Source organism: Nocardia sp. CA-145437, from assembly GCF_050956485.1.
GTDB lineage: Bacteria > Actinomycetota > Actinomycetes > Mycobacteriales > Mycobacteriaceae > Nocardia.
In genome coordinates this window covers 3,718,550-3,740,052 of sequence record NZ_CP191204.1, presented here as the reverse complement: position 1 = coordinate 3,740,052, position 21,503 = coordinate 3,718,550, and the positions used below count along the sequence as shown (strand labels likewise).

Here is a 21,503-nt window from a genome sequence, read left to right as displayed (position 1 = left end):
GCGATTCCGCGACGCGTACACGGACTTCTCGCGAAGCTGCCCCGCACCGCCCCATCTGCGACGTAGCATGCGGAACGTGGCCGATGCCAAACGTCCCGCCGCTGTGCGGGTCCTCGTTTACAGCAGTGATGCCGATACCCGGAGCCAGATCATGCTGGCGCTGGGCAGACGGCCGCACCCCGATCTGCCGCCCATCGACTATGTCGAGGTGGCCACGGGCCCGGTGGTCCTCGAGCGCATGGACGCCGGTGGACTGGATCTGCTGATCCTCGACGGCGAGTCGGCCCCGGAGGGCGGTCTCGGCCTGGCCAAGCAGCTCAAGGACGAAATCGCCGACTGCCCACCGATTGTCGTGCTGACCGGTCGGCCCGATGATGCTTGGCTGGCGAATTGGTCGCGCGCGGAAGCGGCGGTGCCGCACCCCATCGACCCCATCCGGTTGACCGACGCTGTCCTGGGTGTGCTCGGTAATAGCTTCGCGGCCTGATCTTCCTCTGCCCTCGTGATCAGGGCAAACCCGTGTCACGTGACAAACGGGATTGCGTCCAATCGGTCATAAAAGACCGTTCCGAATTCGATCAAACGCGATCGCGAATCGTCATGTATCTTCTCGTCCGAGTTGTAATCTGTGCCGTAGCTCACAGGAGCGCGGGGAGATGCATGACTGCCATGCACCACTGACATCATCCCTCCGCGCCCGCTGCCGTCCGTAGTGCGTCGTCCAGCTCGCAGGAGGGGTAGTGCTGAAGTGAATATCGAGGTACCGACCCTGGTTCTCGGCGCGGTCGCCGCCGCGTTCGGGGTGTTCTCTATTTTCCTGGCGGCCCTGATCGGCCCCAAACGCTACAACCGGGCCAAGCTCGAGGCCTACGAATGCGGCATCGAGCCGACCCCGCACGCGGTCGCGGGTGGTCCGGGAAACGCTGCGGGCCAACGCTTTCCGGTGAAGTACTACCTCACCGCCATGCTGTTCATCATCTTCGACATCGAGATCGTCTTCCTCTACCCGTGGGCCGTGCACTTCGACGCACTCGGAGTGTTCGGGCTGGCCGCCATGGCGTTGTTCATCTTCAACGTCTCGGTCGCCTACGCCTACGAGTGGCGGCGCGGCGGTCTCAGCTGGGATTGATCGGCGCACAGGGGATTTCCATTCACACATCCCGTGCGAGGCGGGGTGTCCCGATCCGGGAGAAGTAGTCCGATATGGGTCTCGAGGAGAAACTGCCCAGCGGGTTCCTGCTGAGCACGGTGGAAGATTTGGCCGGCTATCTGCGCAAGAGTTCGCTGTGGCCGGCGACGTTCGGCTTGGCGTGCTGCGCGATCGAGATGATGGCCACCGGCGGCGGGCGATTCGATATCGCCCGCTTCGGCATGGAGGCGTTCCGCGCCTCGCCGCGCCAGGCCGATCTGATGATCGTGGCGGGCCGGGTGAGTCAGAAGATGGCCCCGGTGCTGCGCCAGGTCTACGACCAGATGACCGAACCGAAATGGGTGCTGGCCATGGGTGTCTGCGCATCCTCGGGCGGCATGTTCAACAACTACGCCATCGTGCAGGGCGTCGACCACATCGTCCCGGTCGACATCTACCTGCCCGGCTGCCCGCCGCGGCCCGAGATGTTGTTGAACGCGATCCTGAAGCTGCACGAGAAGATTCAGGAGATGCCGCTCGGCGTCAATCGCGAAGAGGCCGTGCGCGCGGCCGAAGCCGCCGCGCTCGCCAGCACCCCGACCATTCAGCTGAAGGGGCTGCTGCGATGAGCTTCGATGCACCTGTCGGCACGGAGAGCCCCCCGGAGGCGGCCGTGGAACCCACTGAGAAGACCCCGGACACAACGGAATCCGCCGCCGTCGAGTCTCCGGCCGCCGAGCCCGCGCCGCCCGCCGACGACGTGATCGGCGTGCGCCAGGGCATGTTCGGCGTCTCCGGCACCGGCGACACCTCCGGCTACGGCCGCCTGGTCCGGACCGTCTCCATGCCCGGCGGCACCCCAGCCCCCTACGGCCCGGTCTTCGACGAGGTCATCGCGCATCTGCGCCTGGCGCTGGCCAAGACCTTCGACGAGGCGGTGGAGAAGATCGTCGTGTTCCGCGGCGAGCTCACCCTGCACATCCGCCGCGATCACCTGGTGCTGGTCGCGAAGACGCTGCGCGACAACGAAGCCCTGCGGTTCGAGCTGTGCCTGGGCGCCAGCGGCGCGCACTACCCGGAGGACACCGGGCGCGAGCTGCACGCGCTCTACCACCTGAACTCGATCACCCACAACCGCCGCCTGCGGCTGGAAGTGTCGGTGCCGGACAGCGATCCGCACCTGCCCTCCCTGTACTCGGTGTACCCGACGGTGGACTGGCACGAGCGGGAGACCTACGACTTCTTCGGCATCCTCTTCGACGGTCACCCGTCGCTGACCCGCATCGCCATGCCCGACGACTGGCGTGGCCACCCGCAGCGCAAGGACTATCCGCTCGGCGGAATCCCGGTCGAATACAAGGGCGCGCGTATCCCGCCGCCCGACGAGCGGAGGACGTACTCGTAATGAACAACACCGGCACCAAGTCCCGTCGTGACACCCAGGACCGGCCCGAACGCTCGGTCACCGTGGTGGGAAACGATTGGGACGAGATCTCCGCGACCCTGGACGGCATCGCCGAGGAACGCATCGTCGTGAACATGGGCCCGCAGCACCCTTCCACGCACGGGGTGCTGCGGCTCATTCTCGAAATCGAGGGTGAGACCGTCACCGAGGCGCGCTGCGGCATCGGCTACCTGCACACCGGCATCGAGAAGAATCTCGAGTACCGCAGCTGGGTGCAGGGCACCACCTTCGTCACCCGCATGGACTACCTGTCGCCGTTCTTCAACGAGACGGCGTACTGCCTGGCGGTGGAGAAGCTGCTCGACATCACCGATCAGATCCCCGAGCGCGTCAATGTCATCCGCGTGATGCTCATGGAGCTGAACCGCATCTCCTCGCACCTGGTGGCGCTGGCCACGGGCGGCATGGAGCTGGGCGCGCTGACCCCGATGCTGTTCGGTTTCCGCGAACGCGAACTCATCCTCGACGTGTTCGAGACCATCACCGGTCTGCGCATGAACCACGCCTACATCCGCCCGGGCGGCCTGGCCCAGGACCTCCCGGACGACGGCGTGCAGAAGGTCCGCGAACTGCTGGAACTGCTGCCGAGCCGCCTGCGGGACATGGAGATGCTGCTCAACGAGAACCCCATCTGGAAGGCGCGCACCCGCAATGTCGGTTACCTGGACCTGACCGGTTGCATGGCGCTCGGCATCACCGGCCCGGTGCTGCGTGCCACGGGTCTGCCGCACGACCTGCGCAAGTCCCAGCCGTACTGCGGCTACGAGAACTACGAGTTCGAGGTGCAGACCGACACCGGCTGCGACTGCTACGGCCGCTACCTGATCCGCGTCAACGAGATGAAGGAATCGGTCAAGATCGTCGAGCAGTGCCTCGACAAGCTGCGGCCGGGCCCGGTCATGGTGGAGGACAAGAAGATCGCCTGGCCTGCCGACTTGCAGCTCGGACCGGACGGTCTCGGCAACTCGCCGAAGTACATCGGCCAGATCATGGGCACCTCCATGGAATCGCTGATCCACCACTTCAAGCTGGTCACCGAAGGTCTGCGGGTCCCGCCCGGCCAGGTGTACGTGGCGGTCGAGTCGCCGCGCGGCGAACTGGGCGTGCACATGGTGAGCGACGGCGGAACCCGCCCCTACCGGGTCCACTACCGCGACCCCTCGTTCACGAATCTGCAAGCGGTGGCGGCGATGTGCGAGGGCGGTCTGGTCGCCGACGTGATCGCCTCCGTCGCCTCCATCGACCCGGTGATGGGAGGCGTGGACCGATGACCGAGATCCTGCTGAACCTGACCACGCGGCCGATCCCGTTCCCGCCGGAGGCGCACGACCGGCTGCAGGTGGAGGCCCGGGAGATCATCGCCCGGTACCCGCATCCGCGTTCGGCACTGCTTCCCCTGTTGCACTTGATGCAATCGGTGGAGGGCTATGTGTCCGGTACCGGCATCGAATTCTGTGCCGAGCAGCTGGGATTGACCGATGCCGAGGTCACCGCGGTGGCCACCTTCTACTCCATGTACCGGCGCACCCCGACCGGCGACTACCACGTCGGCGTCTGCACGAACACGCTGTGCGCGGTCATGGGCGGCGACGAGATCCTCGCGGACCTGAAGCGGCACTTGGGACTCGGGAACGGCGAGACGACCGCGGACGGCATGGTCACCCTCGAGCACATCGAGTGCAATGCCGCCTGCGACTACGCGCCGGTCATCATGGTCAACTGGGAGTTCTTCGACAACCAGACCCCGGAATCGGCCAAGGAACTGGTGGATTCGCTGCGCCGCGACCAGCCGCCGACCGCCTCCCGCAGCGGCATCCCGCCGTGCAGTTTCCGCGAGACCGCTCGGATCCTCGCGGGCTACCCGGACCAGCGACCCGGCGCCACCGACGGTGTGGCCGGGGACGCGTCGCTGGCCGGTCTGCGTGCCGCGGAAGAGAACTCGACCGACGGAGGCGTTCGGTGACGACTGCTCTGACTCCCGTCTTCACCAAGCACTGGGCGGACCCGGACAGCTGGACCCTGGCGTCCTACCGCCGCCAGGGCGGCTATCGGGCGCTGCCCCAGGCACTGCGCATGCGGCCGGACGAGGTGATCGCCACCATCAAGGATTCCGGTCTGCGCGGCCGCGGCGGCGCGGGCTTCCCGACCGGCATGAAGTGGGGCTTCATCCCGCAGGGCCCCGGCCCCGACGGCGTCACCAAGCCGCACTACCTGGTGGTCAACGCCGACGAGTCGGAACCCGGCACCTGCAAGGACATTCCGCTCATGCTGGCCACCCCGCACACCCTCATCGAGGGCGTCATCATCGCGGCCTACGCCATTCGCGCCTCGCACGCGTTCATCTACGTGCGCGGCGAAGTGGTGTCGGTGCTGCGGCGATTGCAGGCCGCCGTGCAGCAGGCGTACGAGGCGGGCTATCTCGGCCGCAATATCCAGGGCTCGGGTTTCGATCTGGAGATCGTGGTGCACGCCGGGGCGGGCGCCTACATCTGCGGTGAGGAGACCGCGCTGCTGGATTCGCTCGAGGGCCGCCGCGGTCAGCCCCGACTGCGTCCCCCGTTCCCGGCTGTGGCCGGCCTCTACGCCTGCCCGACCGTGGTCAACAATGTGGAATCCATTGCGTCCGTGCCGCTCATCCTCGCGAATGGCGTGGAGTGGTTCCGGTCGTTCGGCACGGAGAAGTCGCCGGGGTTCACCCTCTACTCGCTCTCCGGTCACGTGACACGACCGGGCCAGTACGAAGCGGCCCTCGGAATCACGTTGCGCGAGTTGCTGACCTACGCCGGAGGCATCCGCGAGGGCCACACCCTGAAGTTCTGGACCCCGGGCGGTTCGTCGACCCCGCTGTTCACCGCCGAGCACATCGACGTCCCCCTCGACTACGAGGGCGTGTCGGCCGCGGGCTCCATGCTCGGCACCAAGGCGCTGCAGATCTTCGACGACACCACCTGTGTGGTGCGGGCGGTGCTGCGCTGGACCGAGTTCTACGCCCACGAATCCTGCGGCAAGTGCACCCCCTGCCGCGAGGGCACCTACTGGCTGGTCCAGCTGTTGCAGCGTTTGGAGAGCGGACAGGGCCACGAGACCGACCTGGACAAGCTGGCCGACATCGCCGACAACATCAACGGCAAATCCTTCTGCGCCCTCGGTGACGGCGCGGCCAGCCCGATCTTCTCCTCCCTGAAGTACTTCCGCGACGAGTACGCCGAGCACATCCGCCTCGGCGCCTGCCCGTTCGACCCGGCCCGCACCACGGCCTGGGCCACCCAAGGAGCACGATGACCTCGACAGTGAGCTCCACAACCGGTGGCGGGGTGACCCCCACCGACATGGTGACCGTGACCATCGACGGCACCCCGGTTTCGGTGCCCGCCGGAACCCTGGTGATCCGGGCAGCCGAACTCATCGGCGTCCAGATCCCCCGCTTCTGCGATCATCCGCTGCTCGACCCGGTCGGCGCGTGCCGGCAGTGCCTGGTGGAGGTCGAGGGGCAGCGCAAGCCCGTCGCCTCCTGCACCCAGACCGTGGCCGAGGGGATGGTGATCAGCACCCAGGTCTCCTCCCCCGTGGCCGCCAAGGCGCAGGAGGGCGTGATGGAGCTGCTGCTCATCAATCACCCCCTCGACTGCCCGGTGTGCGACAAGGGCGGCGAATGCCCGCTGCAGAACCAGGCCATGTCGGCGGGGCGCTCCGAATCCCGTTTCGACGGTGAGAAGCGCACCTATCCCAAGCCGATTCCGCTGTCCTCGGCGATCCTGCTGGACCGGGAGCGCTGCGTGCTGTGCGCGCGCTGCACCCGGTTCTCACAGCAGGTGGCCGGTGACCCGTTCATCGAACTGATGGAACGCGGTGCGCTGCAACAGGTCGGCACGGCCGCCGGGGAGCCGCTGGACTCCTACTTCTCCGGCAACACCGTGCAGATCTGCCCGGTCGGCGCGCTCACCGGCAGCACCTACCGCTTCCGCGCCCGGCCCTTCGACCTGGTGTCGAGCCCGGCGGTGTGCGAGCACTGCGCGAGCGGCTGCGCTCAGCGCACCGATCACCGGCGCGGCAAGGTGATGCGTCGCCTGGCCGGTGACGACCCGCAGGTCAACGAGGAATGGAACTGCGACAAGGGCCGATTCGCGTTCACCTACCTCACCGAATCCGATCGGCTCACCACGCCGCTGGTCCGCAGCTGGGACGGCAGCCTCCAGCCCGCGTCGTGGTCGGAGGCCATCGGTGCGGCCGCCCGCGGACTGGCCGCGGCGCGCGGAAAGGCGGGCGTCCTGGTCGGCGGCCGGGTGACCCTGGAGGACGCCTACGCGTACTCCAAGTTCGCGCGAGTCGCATTGAACACCAACGACATCGACTTCCGCGCCCGCGAGCACTCCGCCGAGGAGGCCGACTTCCTGGCCGCCCGGGTGGCCGGGCAGGGCATCACCGTCGACTACGCCGCCCTCGAACGTGCGCCCTTCGTGCTGCTGGTGGGGTTCGAGGCGGAAGAGGAATCGCCGATCGTGTATCTGCGGCTGCGCAAGGCCGCACGCCGCAACGGCACACCGATCTACTCGCTCGCGCCCTATGTGACCCGCGGCCTGCAAAAGCTGTCCGGCACCCTGCTGCCGGCCGCACCGGGTGCGGAACCGCATGTGCTGGAAGCGATCCGGACCGGCGAGACCGATGAGCTGACCGCCGGATACGCCCGGCTGCGCGAGGTCGCGGACCTGCTGCGCGAGCCCGGCGCGCTGATCCTCGCCGGTGAACGCCTCGGTGGCATTCCGGGCGGCCTGTCCGCGGTGGCGCGGCTGGCCGACGACACCGGAGCGACGCTGGCCTGGATCCCCCGCCGCGCCGGTGAGCGCGGCGCGCTCGAGGCCGGGGCACTGCCGGTGCTGCTGCCCGGCGGGCGGCCCGTCGCCGATCCCACAGCGCGCAAACAGGTTCGCGAAGCCTGGAACGTGAACGAACTGCCGGGCACTCCCGGCCGCGACACCGCCGCCATCCTGGCCGCCGCGCCCAGTTTGGGCGCACTGCTCATCGGTGGCGTCGAGGTCGGCGACATGCCCGACCCGCACGCCGCCCTGCAGGCCATCGACGCGGCGGGCTTCGTGGTGTCGATGGAGTTGCGCCGCAGCGACATCAGCCAGCGCGCCGACGTCGTGTTCCCGGTCGCCTCGGCCATGGAGAAGGCCGGCACCTTCCTCACCTGGGAGGGCCGCCACCGCCAATTCGAGGCCGCCCTGCGCGATTCCACCGTCCGCCGCGAGGCGGCGCCGCTGCCCGAGTACCGGCTCCTGGACGCCATCGCCAACGAGATGGGGGTGCGGCTGGGCCTGCGCGACGCCGCCGGCGCCCGCGCGGAACTGGCCGACCTCGGAGTCTGGGACGGCGCCCCCGCCCCGACGCCGGTGCACCGCCCACATCCGCCGGCCCAACCCCATTCGGGTACAGCGGTTCTCGCGTCCTGGCGGATGCTCATCGACCGCGGCCGGCTCCAGGACGGCGAACCCAACCTGGCGGGTACCGCCCGCACCCCCGTGGTGCGGCTGTCGGCCGAGACCGCCGCCGGGATCGGCGCCACCACCGGCGATCCGGTGACCGCCGCGACCGACCACGGCCACATCACCCTGCCCCTGGTCATCACCGAGATGCCCGACGGCGTGGTGTGGCTGCCCATGAATTCCCCCGGCTCCGACGTGCTGGTGCAGCTCGGCACCACACCCGGCCACCTCGTGCGTATCCGACGGGAGGACCACCGTGAGTGAGCTCGATCTGATGAGGGTGTTCGCGGGGCCCTCTGTGGTTACACACGCTGCCTCCTCCGGGCCTGACGCGAACACCCTGGGTATGTTCGGCCACGATCCGTGGTGGCTGGTGCTGGTGAAATCCATCGGGATCTTCGTGTTCCTGCTGCTCATCCCGATGCTGGCGGTGTACGCGGAGCGAAAGATCGTGGCGTTCATGCAGATGCGTGTCGGACCCAACCGGGTCGGGCCGCGCGGCTCGCTGCAGTCCATCGCCGACGGCGTGAAGATGCTCCTCAAGGAGGACATCATCCCGGCCATCGTGGACAAGCCGATCTTCATTCTCGCGCCGGTGATCTCGCTGATCCCGGCCGTGATGGCGTTCGCGGTGATCCCGTTCGGGCCGCAGGTCAGCATATTCGGGCACCAGACGATGCTGCAGCTGACCGATATGCCGGTGGGCGTGCTCTACATCCTGGCCATGGCTTCGGTCGGCGTGTACGGCATCGTGCTGGCGGGCTGGGCGTCCGGGTCCACCTATCCGCTGCTGGGCGGGCTGCGCTCGACCGCGCAGGTCATCTCCTACGAGATCGCCATGGCGCTGTGCTTCGCCGCGGTGTTCCTGCTCTCGGGCACCATGGCCACCTCGGGAATCGTCAAGGCGCAGGAGGGAACCTGGTACGTCTTCCTGCTGCTGCCGTCGTTCCTGATCTACGCGGTGTCCATGGTCGGCGAGACCAACCGCGCGCCCTTCGACCTGCCCGAGGCCGAGGGCGAGCTGGTCGGCGGTTTCCACACCGAGTACTCCTCGCTCAAGTTCGCCATGTTCATGATGGCCGAGTACATCAATATGGCGACCGTGTCCGCGCTGGCCACCACGCTGTTCTTCGGCGGCTGGCACGCGCCGTTCCCGATCAGCCTGTGGGCGGGCGCGAACAGCGGCTGGTGGCCCATGCTGTGGTTCACCGCCAAGGTGTGGACGTTCCTGTTCGTGTTCATCTGGCTGCGCGGCACGCTCCCCCGCCTGCGCTACGACCAGTTCATGAACCTGGGCTGGAAGCTGCTGATCCCGGTGTCGCTGGCCTGGGTCATGTTCGTCGCGACCCTGAAGGTGTTGCAGAACAACGGCACCCACATCCAGACCGCGGGCATGGTGATCGGCGGGCTGGTGGTCGCGGCCGTGCTGCTGGCGCTGGTGATCCGGGCCGGGCACGCGGGCTACGACCGCACCAACGCCTCCCCGGACCCGGACTCGACGCGGGCGTACTCGGACTTCCCGGTGCCGCCGATGCCCGCGACCCCGATGGCGTCCACACCGAAGCCGGATCTGCTGGCCCCACTGGGCGGATTCGTGGTCACCGCCTCGACGATGTTCAAGAAGCCGAACACCGAGCTCTACCCCGAGGTCAAGACCCCGACCGCGCCGCGCTACCACGGCCGGCACCAGCTCAACCGGCATCCGGACGGGCTGGAGAAGTGCATCGGCTGCGAGCTGTGCGCCTGGGCCTGTCCCGCCGACGCCATCTACGTGGAGGGCGCCGACAACACCGAGGACGAACGCTTCTCTCCCGGTGAGCGTTACGGCCGCGTCTACCAGATCAACTACCTGCGCTGCATCGGGTGCGGTCTGTGCATCGAGGCCTGCCCGACCCGGGCGCTCACCATGACCAACGAGTACGAGATGGCCGACGACAACCGCGCCGGGCTGATCTACGAGAAGCAGGATCTGCTCGCCCCGATGCAGCCGGGCATGGTCGCCCCGCCGCACGCCATGTACCCCGGCGCGGACGAGGGCTCCTACTACCGCGGCGAAGTCCCCGGCGCGGCAAGCGAACTCGCCGGAGCGGAAGGGACCAAGCAATCATGATCACCGACCGGATCGCCCAGCCCGCCCAGCAGATCGTCACCCACACCTCCACCGGCGAGGCCGTCCAGTTCTGGATCCTCGCCGTGGTGGCCGTGCTCGGCGCGCTCGGCATGGTCTGCGCGCGCAAGGCCGTGCACTCGGCACTGTGCCTGGCCGCCACCATGATCACGCTGTCGGCGTTCTACATCGCGCAGAGCGCGCTGTTCCTGGGCATCGTGCAGATCGTCGTCTACACCGGCGCGGTCATGATGCTGTTCCTGTTCGTGCTCATGCTCGTCGGCGTGGATTCCGCGGAGTCGCTGCGGGAGACGCTGCGCGGGCAGCGGCTCGCGGTCGTGGTGGTGGGCATCGGCTTCGGCATGCTGCTCATCGGCGGCATCGCCCGCGGCATGGCCGACCGGAGCGTCGCCGAGACCGGTCCCGGCCTGGGCGGCAACTACAGCGTCGGGGCGCTGGCCGAACTCATCTTCGTGCGCTACGTGTGGGCGTTCGAGCTCACCGGCGCACTGCTCATCACCGCGACCATCGGCGCCATGGTGCTCGCGCACCGCGAACGGTTCGGGCCGCCCACCGATCAGCGCACCCTGTCCAAGGAACGCTTCCGCGCGGGCACCCGGGTGACGCCGCTGCCCACGCCCGGCGTGTACGCCCGCCACAATGCCGTCGACGCGCCCGCGCGGCTGCCGGACGGCTCCTTCGAGGAGCTGTCGGTCAGCACCATCCTGCGGCACCGCCGCAATCGCGCCCACACCGAAGCGGTCGTGCTGACCGTCGGCGACGGCAGCGACGTTCCCGGCGACGACACTCACGAGGAAGGCCAGCGGTGAATCCGGACAACTATCTGTACCTCTCGGCCCTGCTGTTCACCATCGGCGCCGCCGGAGTCCTGGTGCGGCGCAACGCCATCGTGGTGTTCATGTGCATCGAGCTCATGCTCAACGCCGTGAACCTGGCCTTCGTCACCTTCGCGCGCACACACGGCAATCTCGACGGCCAGGTCTTCGCGTTCTTCACCATGGTGGTGGCCGCCGCCGAGGTCGTGGTCGGCCTGGCCATCATCATGAGCATCTTCCGGGCCCGCCGCTCGACCTCGGTCGACGACGCGAACCTGCTGCGGTATTGACATGGATACCGCACAGATGCTGTGGCTGATGCCCGCGCTCCCGCTCGCGGGGGCCGTATTCCTGCTGCTGATCGGCCGGATCGGCGACACGTGGGGCCATATTCCGGGCACCGCGCTGGCGCTCGCCTCGTTCGGGGTCGCGGCGTGGGCGTTCTCCGACATGCTGGACCGGCCGAATTCCGAACGGGCCGTGCACTACACGCTGTTCGAGTGGGTGCCGGTCGCCGGGTTGAAGGTCGACTTCGCGCTGCAACTCGACCAACTGTCGATGTGCTTCGCGCTGCTGATCACCGGCGTCGGATCGCTGATCCACATCTACTCGATCGGGTACATGAACGGCGACGAGGGACGGCGGCGATTCTTCGCCTACCTCAACCTGTTCCTGGCCGCCATGCTGGTACTAGTCCTCGCGGGCAACTACCTGGTGCTGTACCTCGGCTGGGAAGGCGTCGGCCTGGCGTCCTACCTGCTGATCGGATTCTGGTACCACAAGCCCTCCGCCGCGACGGCGGCCAAGAAGGCGTTCGTGGTCAACCGGGTCGGCGACATGGGGCTGGCGATCGCGCTCATGGTCATGTTCGCGACCTTCGGGAGCATCGACTTCCAGACCGTCTTCGGGTCGGCGAGCCACGCGGGCACCGGAACCCTCACGGCCATCGGGCTTCTGCTGCTGCTCGGGGCCTGCGGCAAGTCCGCGCAGGTGCCGCTGCAGTCCTGGCTCGGGGACGCCATGGAGGGTCCGACACCGGTGTCGGCGCTCATCCACGCCGCCACCATGGTCACCGCGGGCGTCTATCTGATCGCCCGCTCGAACCCGATCTTCGATCTCGCGCCGGGCGCGCAGGCGGCCGTGATGGCCGTCGGCGCGGTCACTCTGGTGTTCGGCGCGATCATCGGTTGCGCCAAGGACGACATCAAGAAGGCGCTCGCCGCCTCGACCATGAGCCAGATCGGCTACATGGTGCTGGCCGCCGGGCTCGGCCCGGTCGGGTACGCGGCCGCGATCATGCACCTGCTGACCCACGGCTTCTTCAAGGCCGGACTGTTCCTCGGCGCCGGCTCGGTCATGCACGCGATGAACGACGAGACCGATATGCGGCGCTACGGCGGACTGCGCAAGCTGCTGCCGATCACCTACGTCACCTTCGGGCTCGGATACCTTGCGATCCTGGGTGTTCCGCCGTTCGCGGGATTCTGGTCCAAGGACCGGATCATCGAGGCGGCGTTCGCGTACGGCGGGGTCGGCGGTGTCGTCACCGGCCTGGCCGCGCTGTGCGGCGCGGGCATCACGGCGTTCTACATGACCCGCGTCATGATCTTCACCTTCTTCGGCGAGCGCCGCTGGAAGGAAGGCACGCATCCGCACGAGGCGCCCGCCTCGATGACCGGGCCGATGATCCTGCTGGCCTTCGGATCCGTCTTCTCCGGCATGCTCTTCGCCTACGGGTCCTCGCTCACCAACTGGCTGGCCCCGGTGGTCGGCGAACATCACGGCGAACCGGTGATTCCCGCCTGGGCCATCACGTTCTTCGCGCTCGCGGTGGTCGCGGCCGGCGTCTGGGTGGCCTACGACCAGTACGCGAAGTCCCCGATCGCCGAGACCGCGCCCGCCGGCAACCCGCTCGTCGAGGCCGCACGCCGCGACCTGTACGGCGACGCCGCCAACGAGGCCGCGTTCATGCGTCCCGGCCGGCACCTGACCCGGTCGCTGGTGTTCGTCGACAACCGCGGCATCGACGGCCTGGTCAACTCCACGGCCGCGGTGATCGGCGGACTGTCGGCCCGGATCCGGCGCGTGCAAACCGGTTTCGTGCGCTCCTACGCCCTGTCCATGTTCACCGGCGCGGCCCTCGTGGTCGCCGCCCTGCTGGCGGTGAGGTTCCTGTGAATGAGCTTGCGAACGCACCGATGAACTCCGTGAGCGAATTTCCCTGGCTCACCCTGCTGTGGGCGGTGCCGCTCGGCGGGGCGGCGCTCGCGCTGCTGTTCCCGGCGGGACAGCGGACCGCGGTGCGGGCCTTCGCGTTGATCGTCTCGCTGGGCACGCTCGGGATCGGTATCTGGCTGGCCACCCGGTTCGAAACCGGTGGGGCGCAATACCAGTTCGTGGAGGACCGGCAGTGGATCCCGGCCTTCGGGGCGGGCTACACGGTCGGCCTCGACGGGATCGCCCTGGTTCTGGTCCTGCTCACCGCGGGACTGGTACCGCTGCTGCTGATCGCGGGCTGGCAGGACGATCGGGAGGTCGGCACCGGGCCGCGGGTCGCGCACTACTACGTGGCGCTCACCCTGGTCGTGGAATCCATGGTGCTGGTCTCGTTCACCGCCTTGGACATTCTGCTGTTCTACGTGTTCTTCGAGGTCATGCTGATCCCGATGTACTTCCTCATCGGCGGCTTCGGCCCCCGCACCGGGGACATGGCGTTGCGTCAGCAGCGGGCGCGGGCCGCGGTGAAGTTCCTGCTGTACAACCTGTTCGGCGGACTCATCATGCTGGCCGCGGTGATCGGGCTCTACGTGATCACCGCGCGGGAGAAGCTGGGCAGCCACGGCGGCGGCACCTTCGACTTCCGGACCGTCATGGAGGCCGCCAACTCCGGGCAGCTCGGGGCGACGCCCGCGGTGCTCAACGCGCTGTTCCTCGGATTCATGTTCGCGTTCGCGGTGAAAGCGCCATTGTGGCCGCTGCACACCTGGCTGCCGGACGCCGCGGTGGCGGCCACCCCGGCCAGCGCGGTGCTCATGATGGCGGTGGTCGACAAGGTCGGGACCTTCGGCATGCTGCGCTACTGCCTGCTGCTGTTCCCCTCGGCCACATCGACATACGCGCCGCTGATCAGCGTGCTCGCGGTGATCGGAATCCTGTACGGGGCGCTGCTGGCCATCGGGCAGACCGATGTGATGCGGCTGATCGCCTACACCTCGATCTCGCACTTCGGGTTCATCATCCTGGGCATCTTCGCGCTCACCACCCAGGGCGGCACCGGGGCGACGCTGTACATGATCAACCACGGCATCTCCACCGCCGCGCTGTTCCTCATCGCCGGATTCCTGGTGTCGCGGCGCGGATCTCGGTTCATCGCCGACTTCGGCGGCGTCCAGAAGGTCGCGCCGATCCTGGCGGGCACCTTCCTCATCTCCGGCCTGGCCACGCTGTCGCTGCCCGGGCTCGCCCCGTTCATCAGCGAATTCCTGGTGCTGATCGGCACATTCACCCGCTACCCGGTGGCGGCCGTGATCGCGGCCTCCGCGCTGGTGCTGGCCGCGGTGTACGTGCTGTGGATGTACCAGCGGATGATGACCGGCCCGGTGAAGGAGGGCAACGAGCGGCTCTACGACCTGCTGCCCCGCGAAATGGTGGTCGTGGTCCCGCTGATCATCGCGCTGCTGTTTCTGGGCGCGTACCCCAAACCGGTGCTGGACCGGATCGATCCGGCCGTCGCCCGCACCCTCACCACCATCGGACAGCACAATCCGGCCCCGGCGGTGCAGCCGGAAGCCGCCCAGACGAACACCGGAGGTGCCCACAAATGAGTGGAGGTCTGCTGCTCGCCGCCGCGACGGTCCCGGCACCGAGCATCGAATACCGGTACCTGTCACCGATGTTGATCGTGTTCGGTGTCGCGGTCGCCGGGGTGCTGGTGGAGGCGTTCGCGCCGCGCGCGTCGCGCTATGTGATCCACCTGGTGCTCGGTCTCGGCGGTATGGCGGTCGCGCTGGGCGCGGTCATCGGACTGCGCGATGTCCGGGCGACCGCCGTGGTGGGAGCCGTTGCCATCGACGGGGTTTCCCTGTTCCTGCAGGGCACCATCCTGGTGGTCGGCATTCTCGGACTGCTCTTCATCGCCGAGCGGCGGGCCGACCGGATGCCGGTGCGCCGCGAAGGACCCGGCACCTGGAGTCTCACGGCTTCCCGTGGCGGGGTCGACGCCTTCACCCCGCAGGCCGCCTCCACACCCGGCAGCCTCGACGAGATCGCCGCCACCACAGCGGGAATCGCGACCACCGAGGTCTTCCCGCTCACCATGTTCGCGCTCGCCGGGCTGATGCTCTTCCCCGCCTCGAACGACCTGCTCACCATGTTCGTGGCACTGGAAGTGCTGTCGCTGCCGCTGTACCTGCTGTGCGGCCTGGCGCGCCGTCGCCGTCTCCTCTCCCAGGAGGCCGCGTTGAAATACTTCCTGCTGGGCGCGTTTTCGTCGGCCTTCTTCCTCTATGGAATGGCACTGCTCTACGGCTACGCGGGAACGATCCGGCTGGTGGGCATCGCCGAGGCGGTGGCCCGTGACGACAGCAAGTCGCACACCCTGGCCGTCATCGGCGTCGCCATGCTGGCCGTCGGCCTGCTCTTCAAGATCGGCGCGGTTCCGTTCCAGTCCTGGGTCCCCGACGTCTACCAGGGCGCGCCGACTCCGGTCACCGCATTCATGGCCGCCGCCACCAAGATCGCCGCGGTGGGTGCCCTGCTGCGCGTGCTGTACGTCGCGGTCCCCAACCTCCGCAACGACTGGCGCCCGGTCTTCGCCGCGGTCGCCATCGCCACCATGGTCGTCGGCGCGATCCTCGCCGTCACCCAAACCGACATGAAGCGCATGCTCGCGTATTCCTCTGTCGCCCACGCCGGTTTCATCCTGACGGCCCTGGTCTCCGCCACCACCGCCGGCGTCTCCTCCATCCTCTTCTACCTCGCCGTCTACGGCCTCGGCACCGTCGGCGCCTTCGCCGTGGTCAGCCTGGTCCGCGACGAGAACGGCGACGAGGCAACCGCGCTCCCCGCCTGGGCGGGCATGGGCCGCCGCTCCCCCTGGCTGGCCACCACCTACTCCCTGTTCCTCCTCTCCTTCGCGGGCATCCCGCTGACGAGTGGCTTCATCGCCAAGTTCGGCGTCTTCGCCGCCGCCACCGGCGGCGAGGCCGCGACCCTCGTCATCGTCGGTGTCATCTCCAGCGCCATCGCCGCCTTCTTCTACATCCGAGTCATCGTCCTCATGTTCTTCACCGACGCCCCGGCAACCCCGCCCACCGTCGTCCACCCCACCCTCACCAGCACCATCATCGCCCTCACCGCCGCAGCCACCCTGGTCCTCGGCATCTTCCCCCAACCCCTCCTCGACCTCGCCAAGAACGCCGCCACCCTCATCCACTGAACCCACCGGATCCAAAGAATCGGGCTCGCCGCGAAATTCGCGGCGAGCCCGATTGGTGTTGACTTGGAGTGTGCTCCAGGTTCTAGGTTCGGGGTATGAGCAGAATTCTGATTACGGGTGCCAATAAGGGAATCGGGTTCGAGGCTGCGCGGCGGCTCGTGGTGGAGGGGCACACGGTGTATCTCGGGAGCCGGGATGCCGAGCGGGGGCTGGCGGCGGCGGAAGCGGTGGGGGCGCGGGCTGTTCGGATCGATATCACCGATGATGAGTCCGTGCGCGCTGCGGTCGCGGCGATCGAGGCCGAGGGTGGGCTGGATGTGTTGATCAACAATGCGGGGATTCAGGCGGAGATGAGTGCGGACGGGGGTGTGCTGGGGGCCGGGGAGATGACTGCCGAGATCATGCGGGAGACGTTCGAGACCAACGTTTTCGGGACCGTGCGGGTGTTGGAGGCCTTCTTGCCGTTGCTGGAGAAGGCGGAGGCACCGGTTGTGGTGAACGTGAGCAGTGGGCTGGCATCGTTGAACAGGCTCGCTACGGACGGGGACATCGCCGGTCGGTATCCGGGGGTGGCATATCCGGCGTCGAAGACCGCGGTGAATGTGCTGACGATTCAGTACGCCAAGGCTTTTCCGGGTATTCGGATCAATTCGGTGGAACCGGGCTACACCGGTACCGATCTGAACCACAACCTCGGGCATCAGACGGTGCAGGAGGCGGCCGAGATCATCGTGCGGATGGCGCAGATCGGGGCGGACGGGCCGACGGGCGGGTTCTTCGACGCGAAGGGGCCGCTGGCCTGGTGATCGGGTGGGTCAGATGGTGATTCCGACGAGGTGGCCGATGGCGTAGGTGGTGATCATCGCCAGCGCGCCGCCGGCGAGGACGCGGATGGTCGCGCGGGCGACGGGAGCTTGCCCGAGACGCGCGCCCAACGCGCCGGTCAGGGCCAAGGCGGCCAGGACCGCGCCCATGGTGAGGGGAACCCGGATCGCCTGGGGCGTCAGGATTGCCAGGAGTGGGAGCAGTGCGCCGAGGGTGAAGGACAGGGCCGAGGAGAGGGCCGCGTGGAGGGGGTTGGTGAGGTCGTCGGGGTCGATACCGAGTTCGGCCTCGGCGTGGGCGGTGAATGCGTCCGCGGTGGTGAGTTCTTCGGCCACAGCCTGAGCGGTGGCCGGGGACAGGCCCTTGGCGCGGTAGATGGCGGCCAGTTCGGCGAGCTCGGCTTCGGGTTGTTCTGCCAATTCACGGCGTTCGGTGTCCAGCAGGGCGCGTTCGCTGTCGCGTTGGGTGCTGACGGAGACGTACTCGCCGAGGGCCATCGACACCGCGCCCGCGGTGAGTCCGGCCACGCCCGCGGTCAGGATCGCGGTGCTGTTGCTCGTCGCGGCCGCGACACCGACGACAATCCCAGCCACGGAGACGATCCCGTCGTTCGCGCCCAAAACACCCGCACGCAGCCAATTCAGGCGAGTCGCCAATCCCGTCGCATGAGGTTCGGCGGGATGCGCGAGCGCCACCGAACCGGTCATTTCGTCCCTCACCAGGGGAACGGTAGTAGTTCACAACGTTTGCCGCCAGCAAAGAAAGGCTCACCGAAATTAGGTAATGCATTGCATATCAAGGGGTTTCGGTGCGACAGACACCCCTTGCAATCCGCGACACGGCGATCGCGACACGTTTGCGACAAGCAGATTCTCGGTGGATTCGGGTCATGCGCGGCGCGGGTTGGCCGTAGCGTTGTCTTCGGCGCCAAGCGGATCGGGTAAGAGAGCGGCAGGATGCGGCCACAACCATCAGCGATCGGATACCTCCGGCACGATGTGTCGGGGGCGCAGCAGCAGTGGGACGAGGCTCAGATCCAGCATCTGGCTCGCCGGCTCGGCTATGACCTGTGCAAGACGGTGGTCTTCGGTCCCGAGACCGACCGGCCGCTGGTCCGGGTCCGCACCCTGGTCTCCCGGATGGAGGCCGACGCGGTGATCATCCCCAGCCTGGCCCACTTCGGCGGTCGCATCCCCGATGACATCGTGCAGGTGGCCGACATCATCACGGTGAGTCCCGAAAACACCTATGCGCGCTGGGCGATTCCACCGGTGGAATGACCCGGCCACGCTACGCCGAACAATGCGTGGTGGCCCCGTTCACCTCACCCGGCAACCACGATTCCCCGGTCGCCATCCCGCCATTGTCCTGGCAGTGCACGGTGAAGTCGTCCCCGCGCCGCACGATATCGAATGCACCGGATATCAAGCCCATCGCGGGAGCGCCGCCACCCGCGGATACGCAGTTCCCGGTCCCGATACCGTGACCATCCGTGGTGATCTCCACCTGATCGCACACGTACCGCTGACCGTCTACATCCTGAGCGCTCGAAGAGCTCACCACTGTTCCCGCGAATACCGCGAGACACATCGCCGCGATGCCCACACCTCGGGCCATTGGAGTTCTCATCACCCACACCTCCCCGAATCGCACGGATAAGTGTGCCCCCAGCCTATTCCTGAATAGGCCGCACGGGGTCAGATGCCCGCCGCGCGCACCAGGCTGTCCGCCAGCCGCGGCGACACCGTCGACAGCAGCCGCAAGGCCGCCGCATACGTGGGATACAGCTCGACCGGACGGTCGCGCACCGCGGTGAGCACCCAGCCCGCGGCCTGCTCGGGCGTCAGCGCGGCCTGGGTGTCGTAGTCACTGGTCGGGCTGATCATCGGCGTACGCACGAGCGGGAATCCGATTGTGGTGACCGCGATTCCGGTGTCATGGCACTCCGCGCCGAGGCTACGCCCGAACGCGGCCAGAGCGGCCTTCGAGGCGTGATAGGCACTGAACTTGGGCATGACGCCGGCGGTGGTGCCCCAGGTGCCGATATTGATGATGTGGCCGCTGTTCGCCGCCCGCAGCGCGGGCAACAGGGCCAGGGTCAGGCGAACAGGCCCGAAGTAGTTCACGGCCATGGTGCGCTCGTAGTCGTGGGCCCGGTCGGTGGCGTCGAAGGCGTTGCGGCGGATGGACCGCCCCGCATTGTTGACCACGATGTCGGGGGTGCCGAAATGCTCGAGCACGGTGGCCGCCAGCTCGCCGACCTGTTCGGGATCGGTGAGATCGCAGGGCATCGGGTGGGCGACGCCGCCGTCGGCGGTGATGGCCCCGCAGGTCTGCTCGAGCCGTTCCCGGTCCCGGGCCACCGCGAGGATCCGCGCTCCGCGGTCGGCGAGCAGGTGCGCGGTCGCTTCGCCGATGCCCGAGGATGCGCCGGTCAGAATCACGGTGCGGCCGTGCAGATCCGGTGCGCCGGTCGCGCCGACGATCGATCGGATCGAGGGCGTCGGTTGCAGCAGCGCGGTGGCCAGATAGTTCTTCATATCGGTACCCGTCGTCGGTGGCGAGGTCGGCGGATGCGGGTAGCTGGATCTTGACCCACACGAATTGACTAATCGGTAAATTACGACGGGGGCAGTTCGCTGTCAATCGTCGACAGCCATGCGTCGGCGCCCCGGCTCGACACATGGCCGTCGACGAACCCGCTAGTCGGCCTCGATGACTTCGCGGACCCGCCCGGCGAACGCATCGGGCTGTTCCATGAACCCGGCGTGGCCACCCGGGAAGAGCGTCGGTTCGATGCCCAGCTCACCGCCCAGGGCACGCGAGGTCCGGTCGCAGAACAGGCCCGCGGACTCGTCGCCGATGCCGATGACGATCGTCGTCGGGGTGGCGCGCAGCGCGTCCAGGGAAGGCTGCCAGCCGGAGGTGGTGTGCAGTTCGTGGCGGTAGAAGAAGTCGTCGGAGGCGATCGCCCGGGGGTCCCGTTCGCCGCCGAACATCTGCTCCAGCATCTCCTCCGGCATGAACAGTCCTGACATCTCACCGAACTTGCGGACCGCGCCGATCACGTCACCGGTGTTGTAGACGTCCACGATCTCGTCGGTTCGCGCCCGCAGATCGTCCCGGTCGTCGAGCAGTTCGCGCAGCGGCGGCTCGTGCGCGATGAGTGTGGACACCAACTCGGGCCGGTCGATGGCGAGCGCCAGGCCGGTGATCGCGCCGCCGCTGGAGCCGAGCACCACGGCCGGGCCCTGACCGATGTGGGTGATCACGCGGGCCAGATCGTCGGCGCGCAGTTCCGGCGTCGAGTCCTTGTCGGCGTCGGTCACGGTGCTGCGCCCGTGGCCGCGCGGGTCGGGGCACAGCACGGTGTGGTCGGAGGCGAGTAGTTCGGCCAGCGCGCCGAAGGGGCCGGAATCCATCGGGGCGCCGACCAGTGCGATCAGCGGGCCGCTGCCGCGGACTTCGTAGTAGATGGTGCCGTCGGGCACCGCGACGGTTCCGGACGTGACGGGTGCGGTCGAGGTCATGGGTAGCTCCAGGTGTCTCGGAAGAGGGACACCTGAATTGACGGTACGACCGCGTCGAATTCATCGCCGCGAGAACGGAAGAGCCTCAGCCGACCTGACGGCGGGATTCCGGCAGCGCGCAGGCGACACCCTCGGCGGCGCCGAGCGGGCGCACCCCGAGCGCTTGGTTCAGCCGCGCCCGCTGATTCTCCCACGCGATGGCGGCGGTCAGTTCGGTCAACTGGGACTTGTTCATCCGGCTCAGCAGCTGGGTGCGCAGGTCGTCGAGGTCCAGTGCGGTCGGCGTGACCGTCATGGCCTCGGCGAAGGCGATCACCAGCTTCTCGGTATCGCTGTAGGCATCGCTGTCCTGATACGTCGGCAGGTCGGTGACCTGCGCTGCCGTGACCCCGCCGAAGTGGGCCAGCGTGGAGCCGATGTCGAGACAGAACTGGCAGTTGACCAGTGCCGCGGTCTTGAGCTCGGCCAGCTCCTTGAGGGTCGGGTCGAGTTTGTTGGAGAACAGCAGCATCGTTTCGTGGAGCAGGGTGCTGATCAGCAGCTGCGGCCGCCGGATGAGCCAGCCGAACAGATCGGTCTGATTCTTGCGAGCCCGACCGAAGGCCTTGACGTAATGCATGATTCGGGCAATTGCGCGCATGATGCCTCCCCATGGCGTTTCGCGGGATCTTCCCTGCGTATCAGCCTAGGC

The 21,503-nt window shown here is 67.8% G+C and carries 21 protein-coding genes; 16 read left to right on the top strand and 5 right to left on the bottom strand.

Going from position 1 to position 21,503, the window contains the following annotated elements:
* Nucleotides 1-67: 67 nt before the first annotated feature.
* From ACQPYY_RS17480 to ACQPYY_RS17410, 15 genes are all read left to right on the top strand, one after another.
* Entirely contained in the window at nucleotides 68-487 is a 420-nt protein-coding gene (locus ACQPYY_RS17480; RefSeq protein WP_379099484.1) for an Rv3143 family two-component system response regulator, read from the top strand.
* Nucleotides 488-748: 261 nt separating this feature from the next.
* Nucleotides 749-1,129, top strand: coding sequence for an NADH-quinone oxidoreductase subunit A (locus ACQPYY_RS17475; RefSeq protein WP_033090134.1), 381 nt, complete (start codon nucleotides 749-751; stop codon nucleotides 1,127-1,129).
* Nucleotides 1,130-1,203: 74 nt separating this feature from the next.
* Nucleotides 1,204-1,758, top strand: a complete 555-nt coding sequence (locus ACQPYY_RS17470; RefSeq protein ID WP_040808330.1) for a NuoB/complex I 20 kDa subunit family protein — start codon at nucleotides 1,204-1,206, stop codon at nucleotides 1,756-1,758.
* Nucleotides 1,755-2,534 carry an NADH-quinone oxidoreductase subunit C gene (locus ACQPYY_RS17465; RefSeq protein ID WP_433590179.1) on the top strand — a complete coding sequence of 260 codons (780 nt, stop codon included), beginning with the start codon at nucleotides 1,755-1,757 and terminating at the stop codon, nucleotides 2,532-2,534. The genes ACQPYY_RS17470 and ACQPYY_RS17465 overlap by 4 nt, the downstream gene beginning before the upstream one ends.
* Nucleotides 2,534-3,865 carry an NADH dehydrogenase (quinone) subunit D gene (gene nuoD, locus ACQPYY_RS17460; protein WP_433590178.1) on the top strand — a complete coding sequence of 444 codons (1,332 nt, stop codon included), beginning with the start codon at nucleotides 2,534-2,536 and terminating at the stop codon, nucleotides 3,863-3,865. Before ACQPYY_RS17465 ends, nuoD begins: the two co-directional genes overlap by 1 nt.
* Nucleotides 3,862-4,557: an NADH-quinone oxidoreductase subunit NuoE gene (gene nuoE, locus ACQPYY_RS17455; protein ID WP_433590177.1), complete on the top strand. Its 696-nt coding sequence runs from the start codon at nucleotides 3,862-3,864 to the stop codon at nucleotides 4,555-4,557. The genes nuoD and nuoE overlap by 4 nt, the downstream gene beginning before the upstream one ends.
* A complete protein-coding gene (nuoF, locus tag ACQPYY_RS17450) occupies nucleotides 4,554-5,876 on the top strand; it encodes an NADH-quinone oxidoreductase subunit NuoF (RefSeq protein ID WP_433590176.1) in 1,323 nt (440 codons plus the stop codon). The genes nuoE and nuoF overlap by 4 nt, the downstream gene beginning before the upstream one ends.
* Nucleotides 5,873-8,341 (top strand): NADH-quinone oxidoreductase subunit G, encoded by a 2,469-nt coding sequence (locus ACQPYY_RS17445; RefSeq protein WP_433590175.1) that lies wholly within the window; start codon nucleotides 5,873-5,875, stop codon nucleotides 8,339-8,341. The genes nuoF and ACQPYY_RS17445 overlap by 4 nt, the downstream gene beginning before the upstream one ends.
* An 82-nt stretch (nucleotides 8,342-8,423) precedes the next feature.
* Nucleotides 8,424-10,187 carry an NADH-quinone oxidoreductase subunit NuoH gene (nuoH, locus tag ACQPYY_RS17440; RefSeq protein ID WP_433590174.1) on the top strand — a complete coding sequence of 588 codons (1,764 nt, stop codon included), beginning with the start codon at nucleotides 8,424-8,426 and terminating at the stop codon, nucleotides 10,185-10,187.
* Nucleotides 10,184-11,014: an NADH-quinone oxidoreductase subunit J gene (locus ACQPYY_RS17435; RefSeq protein WP_379099461.1), complete on the top strand. Its 831-nt coding sequence runs from the start codon at nucleotides 10,184-10,186 to the stop codon at nucleotides 11,012-11,014. Before nuoH ends, ACQPYY_RS17435 begins: the two co-directional genes overlap by 4 nt.
* Nucleotides 11,011-11,310, top strand: coding sequence for an NADH-quinone oxidoreductase subunit NuoK (gene nuoK, locus ACQPYY_RS17430; RefSeq protein ID WP_357010729.1), 300 nt, complete (start codon nucleotides 11,011-11,013; stop codon nucleotides 11,308-11,310). Before ACQPYY_RS17435 ends, nuoK begins: the two co-directional genes overlap by 4 nt.
* A gap of 16 nt (nucleotides 11,311-11,326) precedes the next feature.
* Nucleotides 11,327-13,198: an NADH-quinone oxidoreductase subunit L gene (nuoL, locus tag ACQPYY_RS17425; protein ID WP_433594669.1), complete on the top strand. Its 1,872-nt coding sequence runs from the start codon at nucleotides 11,327-11,329 to the stop codon at nucleotides 13,196-13,198.
* A gap of 20 nt (nucleotides 13,199-13,218) precedes the next feature.
* Nucleotides 13,219-14,844, top strand: a complete 1,626-nt coding sequence (locus tag ACQPYY_RS17420) for an NADH-quinone oxidoreductase subunit M (protein ID WP_433590173.1) — start codon at nucleotides 13,219-13,221, stop codon at nucleotides 14,842-14,844.
* The gene (nuoN, locus tag ACQPYY_RS17415; RefSeq protein ID WP_433590172.1) at nucleotides 14,841-16,457 is read left to right on the top strand and encodes an NADH-quinone oxidoreductase subunit NuoN; all 1,617 of its coding nucleotides are present in this window, start codon (nucleotides 14,841-14,843) and stop codon (nucleotides 16,455-16,457) included. The genes ACQPYY_RS17420 and nuoN overlap by 4 nt, the downstream gene beginning before the upstream one ends.
* A gap of 95 nt (nucleotides 16,458-16,552) precedes the next feature.
* A complete protein-coding gene (locus tag ACQPYY_RS17410) occupies nucleotides 16,553-17,263 on the top strand; it encodes an SDR family NAD(P)-dependent oxidoreductase (RefSeq protein WP_433590171.1) in 711 nt (236 codons plus the stop codon).
* Between the two features lie 9 nt (nucleotides 17,264-17,272).
* Here the strand turns inward: ACQPYY_RS17410 and ACQPYY_RS17405 are convergent, their stop codons facing one another.
* Complete coding sequence (locus ACQPYY_RS17405) at nucleotides 17,273-17,989, bottom strand: VIT1/CCC1 transporter family protein (RefSeq protein ID WP_433594668.1); 717 nt, start codon at nucleotides 17,987-17,989, stop codon at nucleotides 17,273-17,275.
* Nucleotides 17,990-18,238: 249 nt separating this feature from the next.
* Between ACQPYY_RS17405 and ACQPYY_RS17400 the strand changes: the two genes are divergently transcribed.
* Nucleotides 18,239-18,562: a hypothetical protein gene (locus ACQPYY_RS17400; protein WP_379099451.1), complete on the top strand. Its 324-nt coding sequence runs from the start codon at nucleotides 18,239-18,241 to the stop codon at nucleotides 18,560-18,562.
* 10 nt (nucleotides 18,563-18,572) lie between these two features.
* Here ACQPYY_RS17400 and ACQPYY_RS17395 read toward each other — a convergent pair whose 3' ends face one another.
* The 4 genes from ACQPYY_RS17395 to ACQPYY_RS17380 form a co-directional block, all read right to left on the bottom strand.
* Complete coding sequence (locus ACQPYY_RS17395) at nucleotides 18,573-18,842, bottom strand: hypothetical protein (protein ID WP_379099448.1); 270 nt, start codon at nucleotides 18,840-18,842, stop codon at nucleotides 18,573-18,575.
* A gap of 137 nt (nucleotides 18,843-18,979) precedes the next feature.
* A complete protein-coding gene (locus ACQPYY_RS17390; RefSeq protein ID WP_433590170.1) occupies nucleotides 18,980-19,822 on the bottom strand; it encodes an SDR family NAD(P)-dependent oxidoreductase in 843 nt (280 codons plus the stop codon).
* 162 nt (nucleotides 19,823-19,984) lie between these two features.
* On the bottom strand, nucleotides 19,985-20,812 hold the full coding sequence (locus ACQPYY_RS17385) for an alpha/beta fold hydrolase (protein ID WP_433590169.1): 828 nt from the start codon (nucleotides 20,810-20,812) through the stop codon (nucleotides 19,985-19,987).
* 85 nt (nucleotides 20,813-20,897) lie between these two features.
* Entirely contained in the window at nucleotides 20,898-21,452 is a 555-nt protein-coding gene (locus tag ACQPYY_RS17380) for a carboxymuconolactone decarboxylase family protein (RefSeq protein WP_379099438.1), read from the bottom strand.
* Nucleotides 21,453-21,503: the final 51 nt, after the last annotated feature.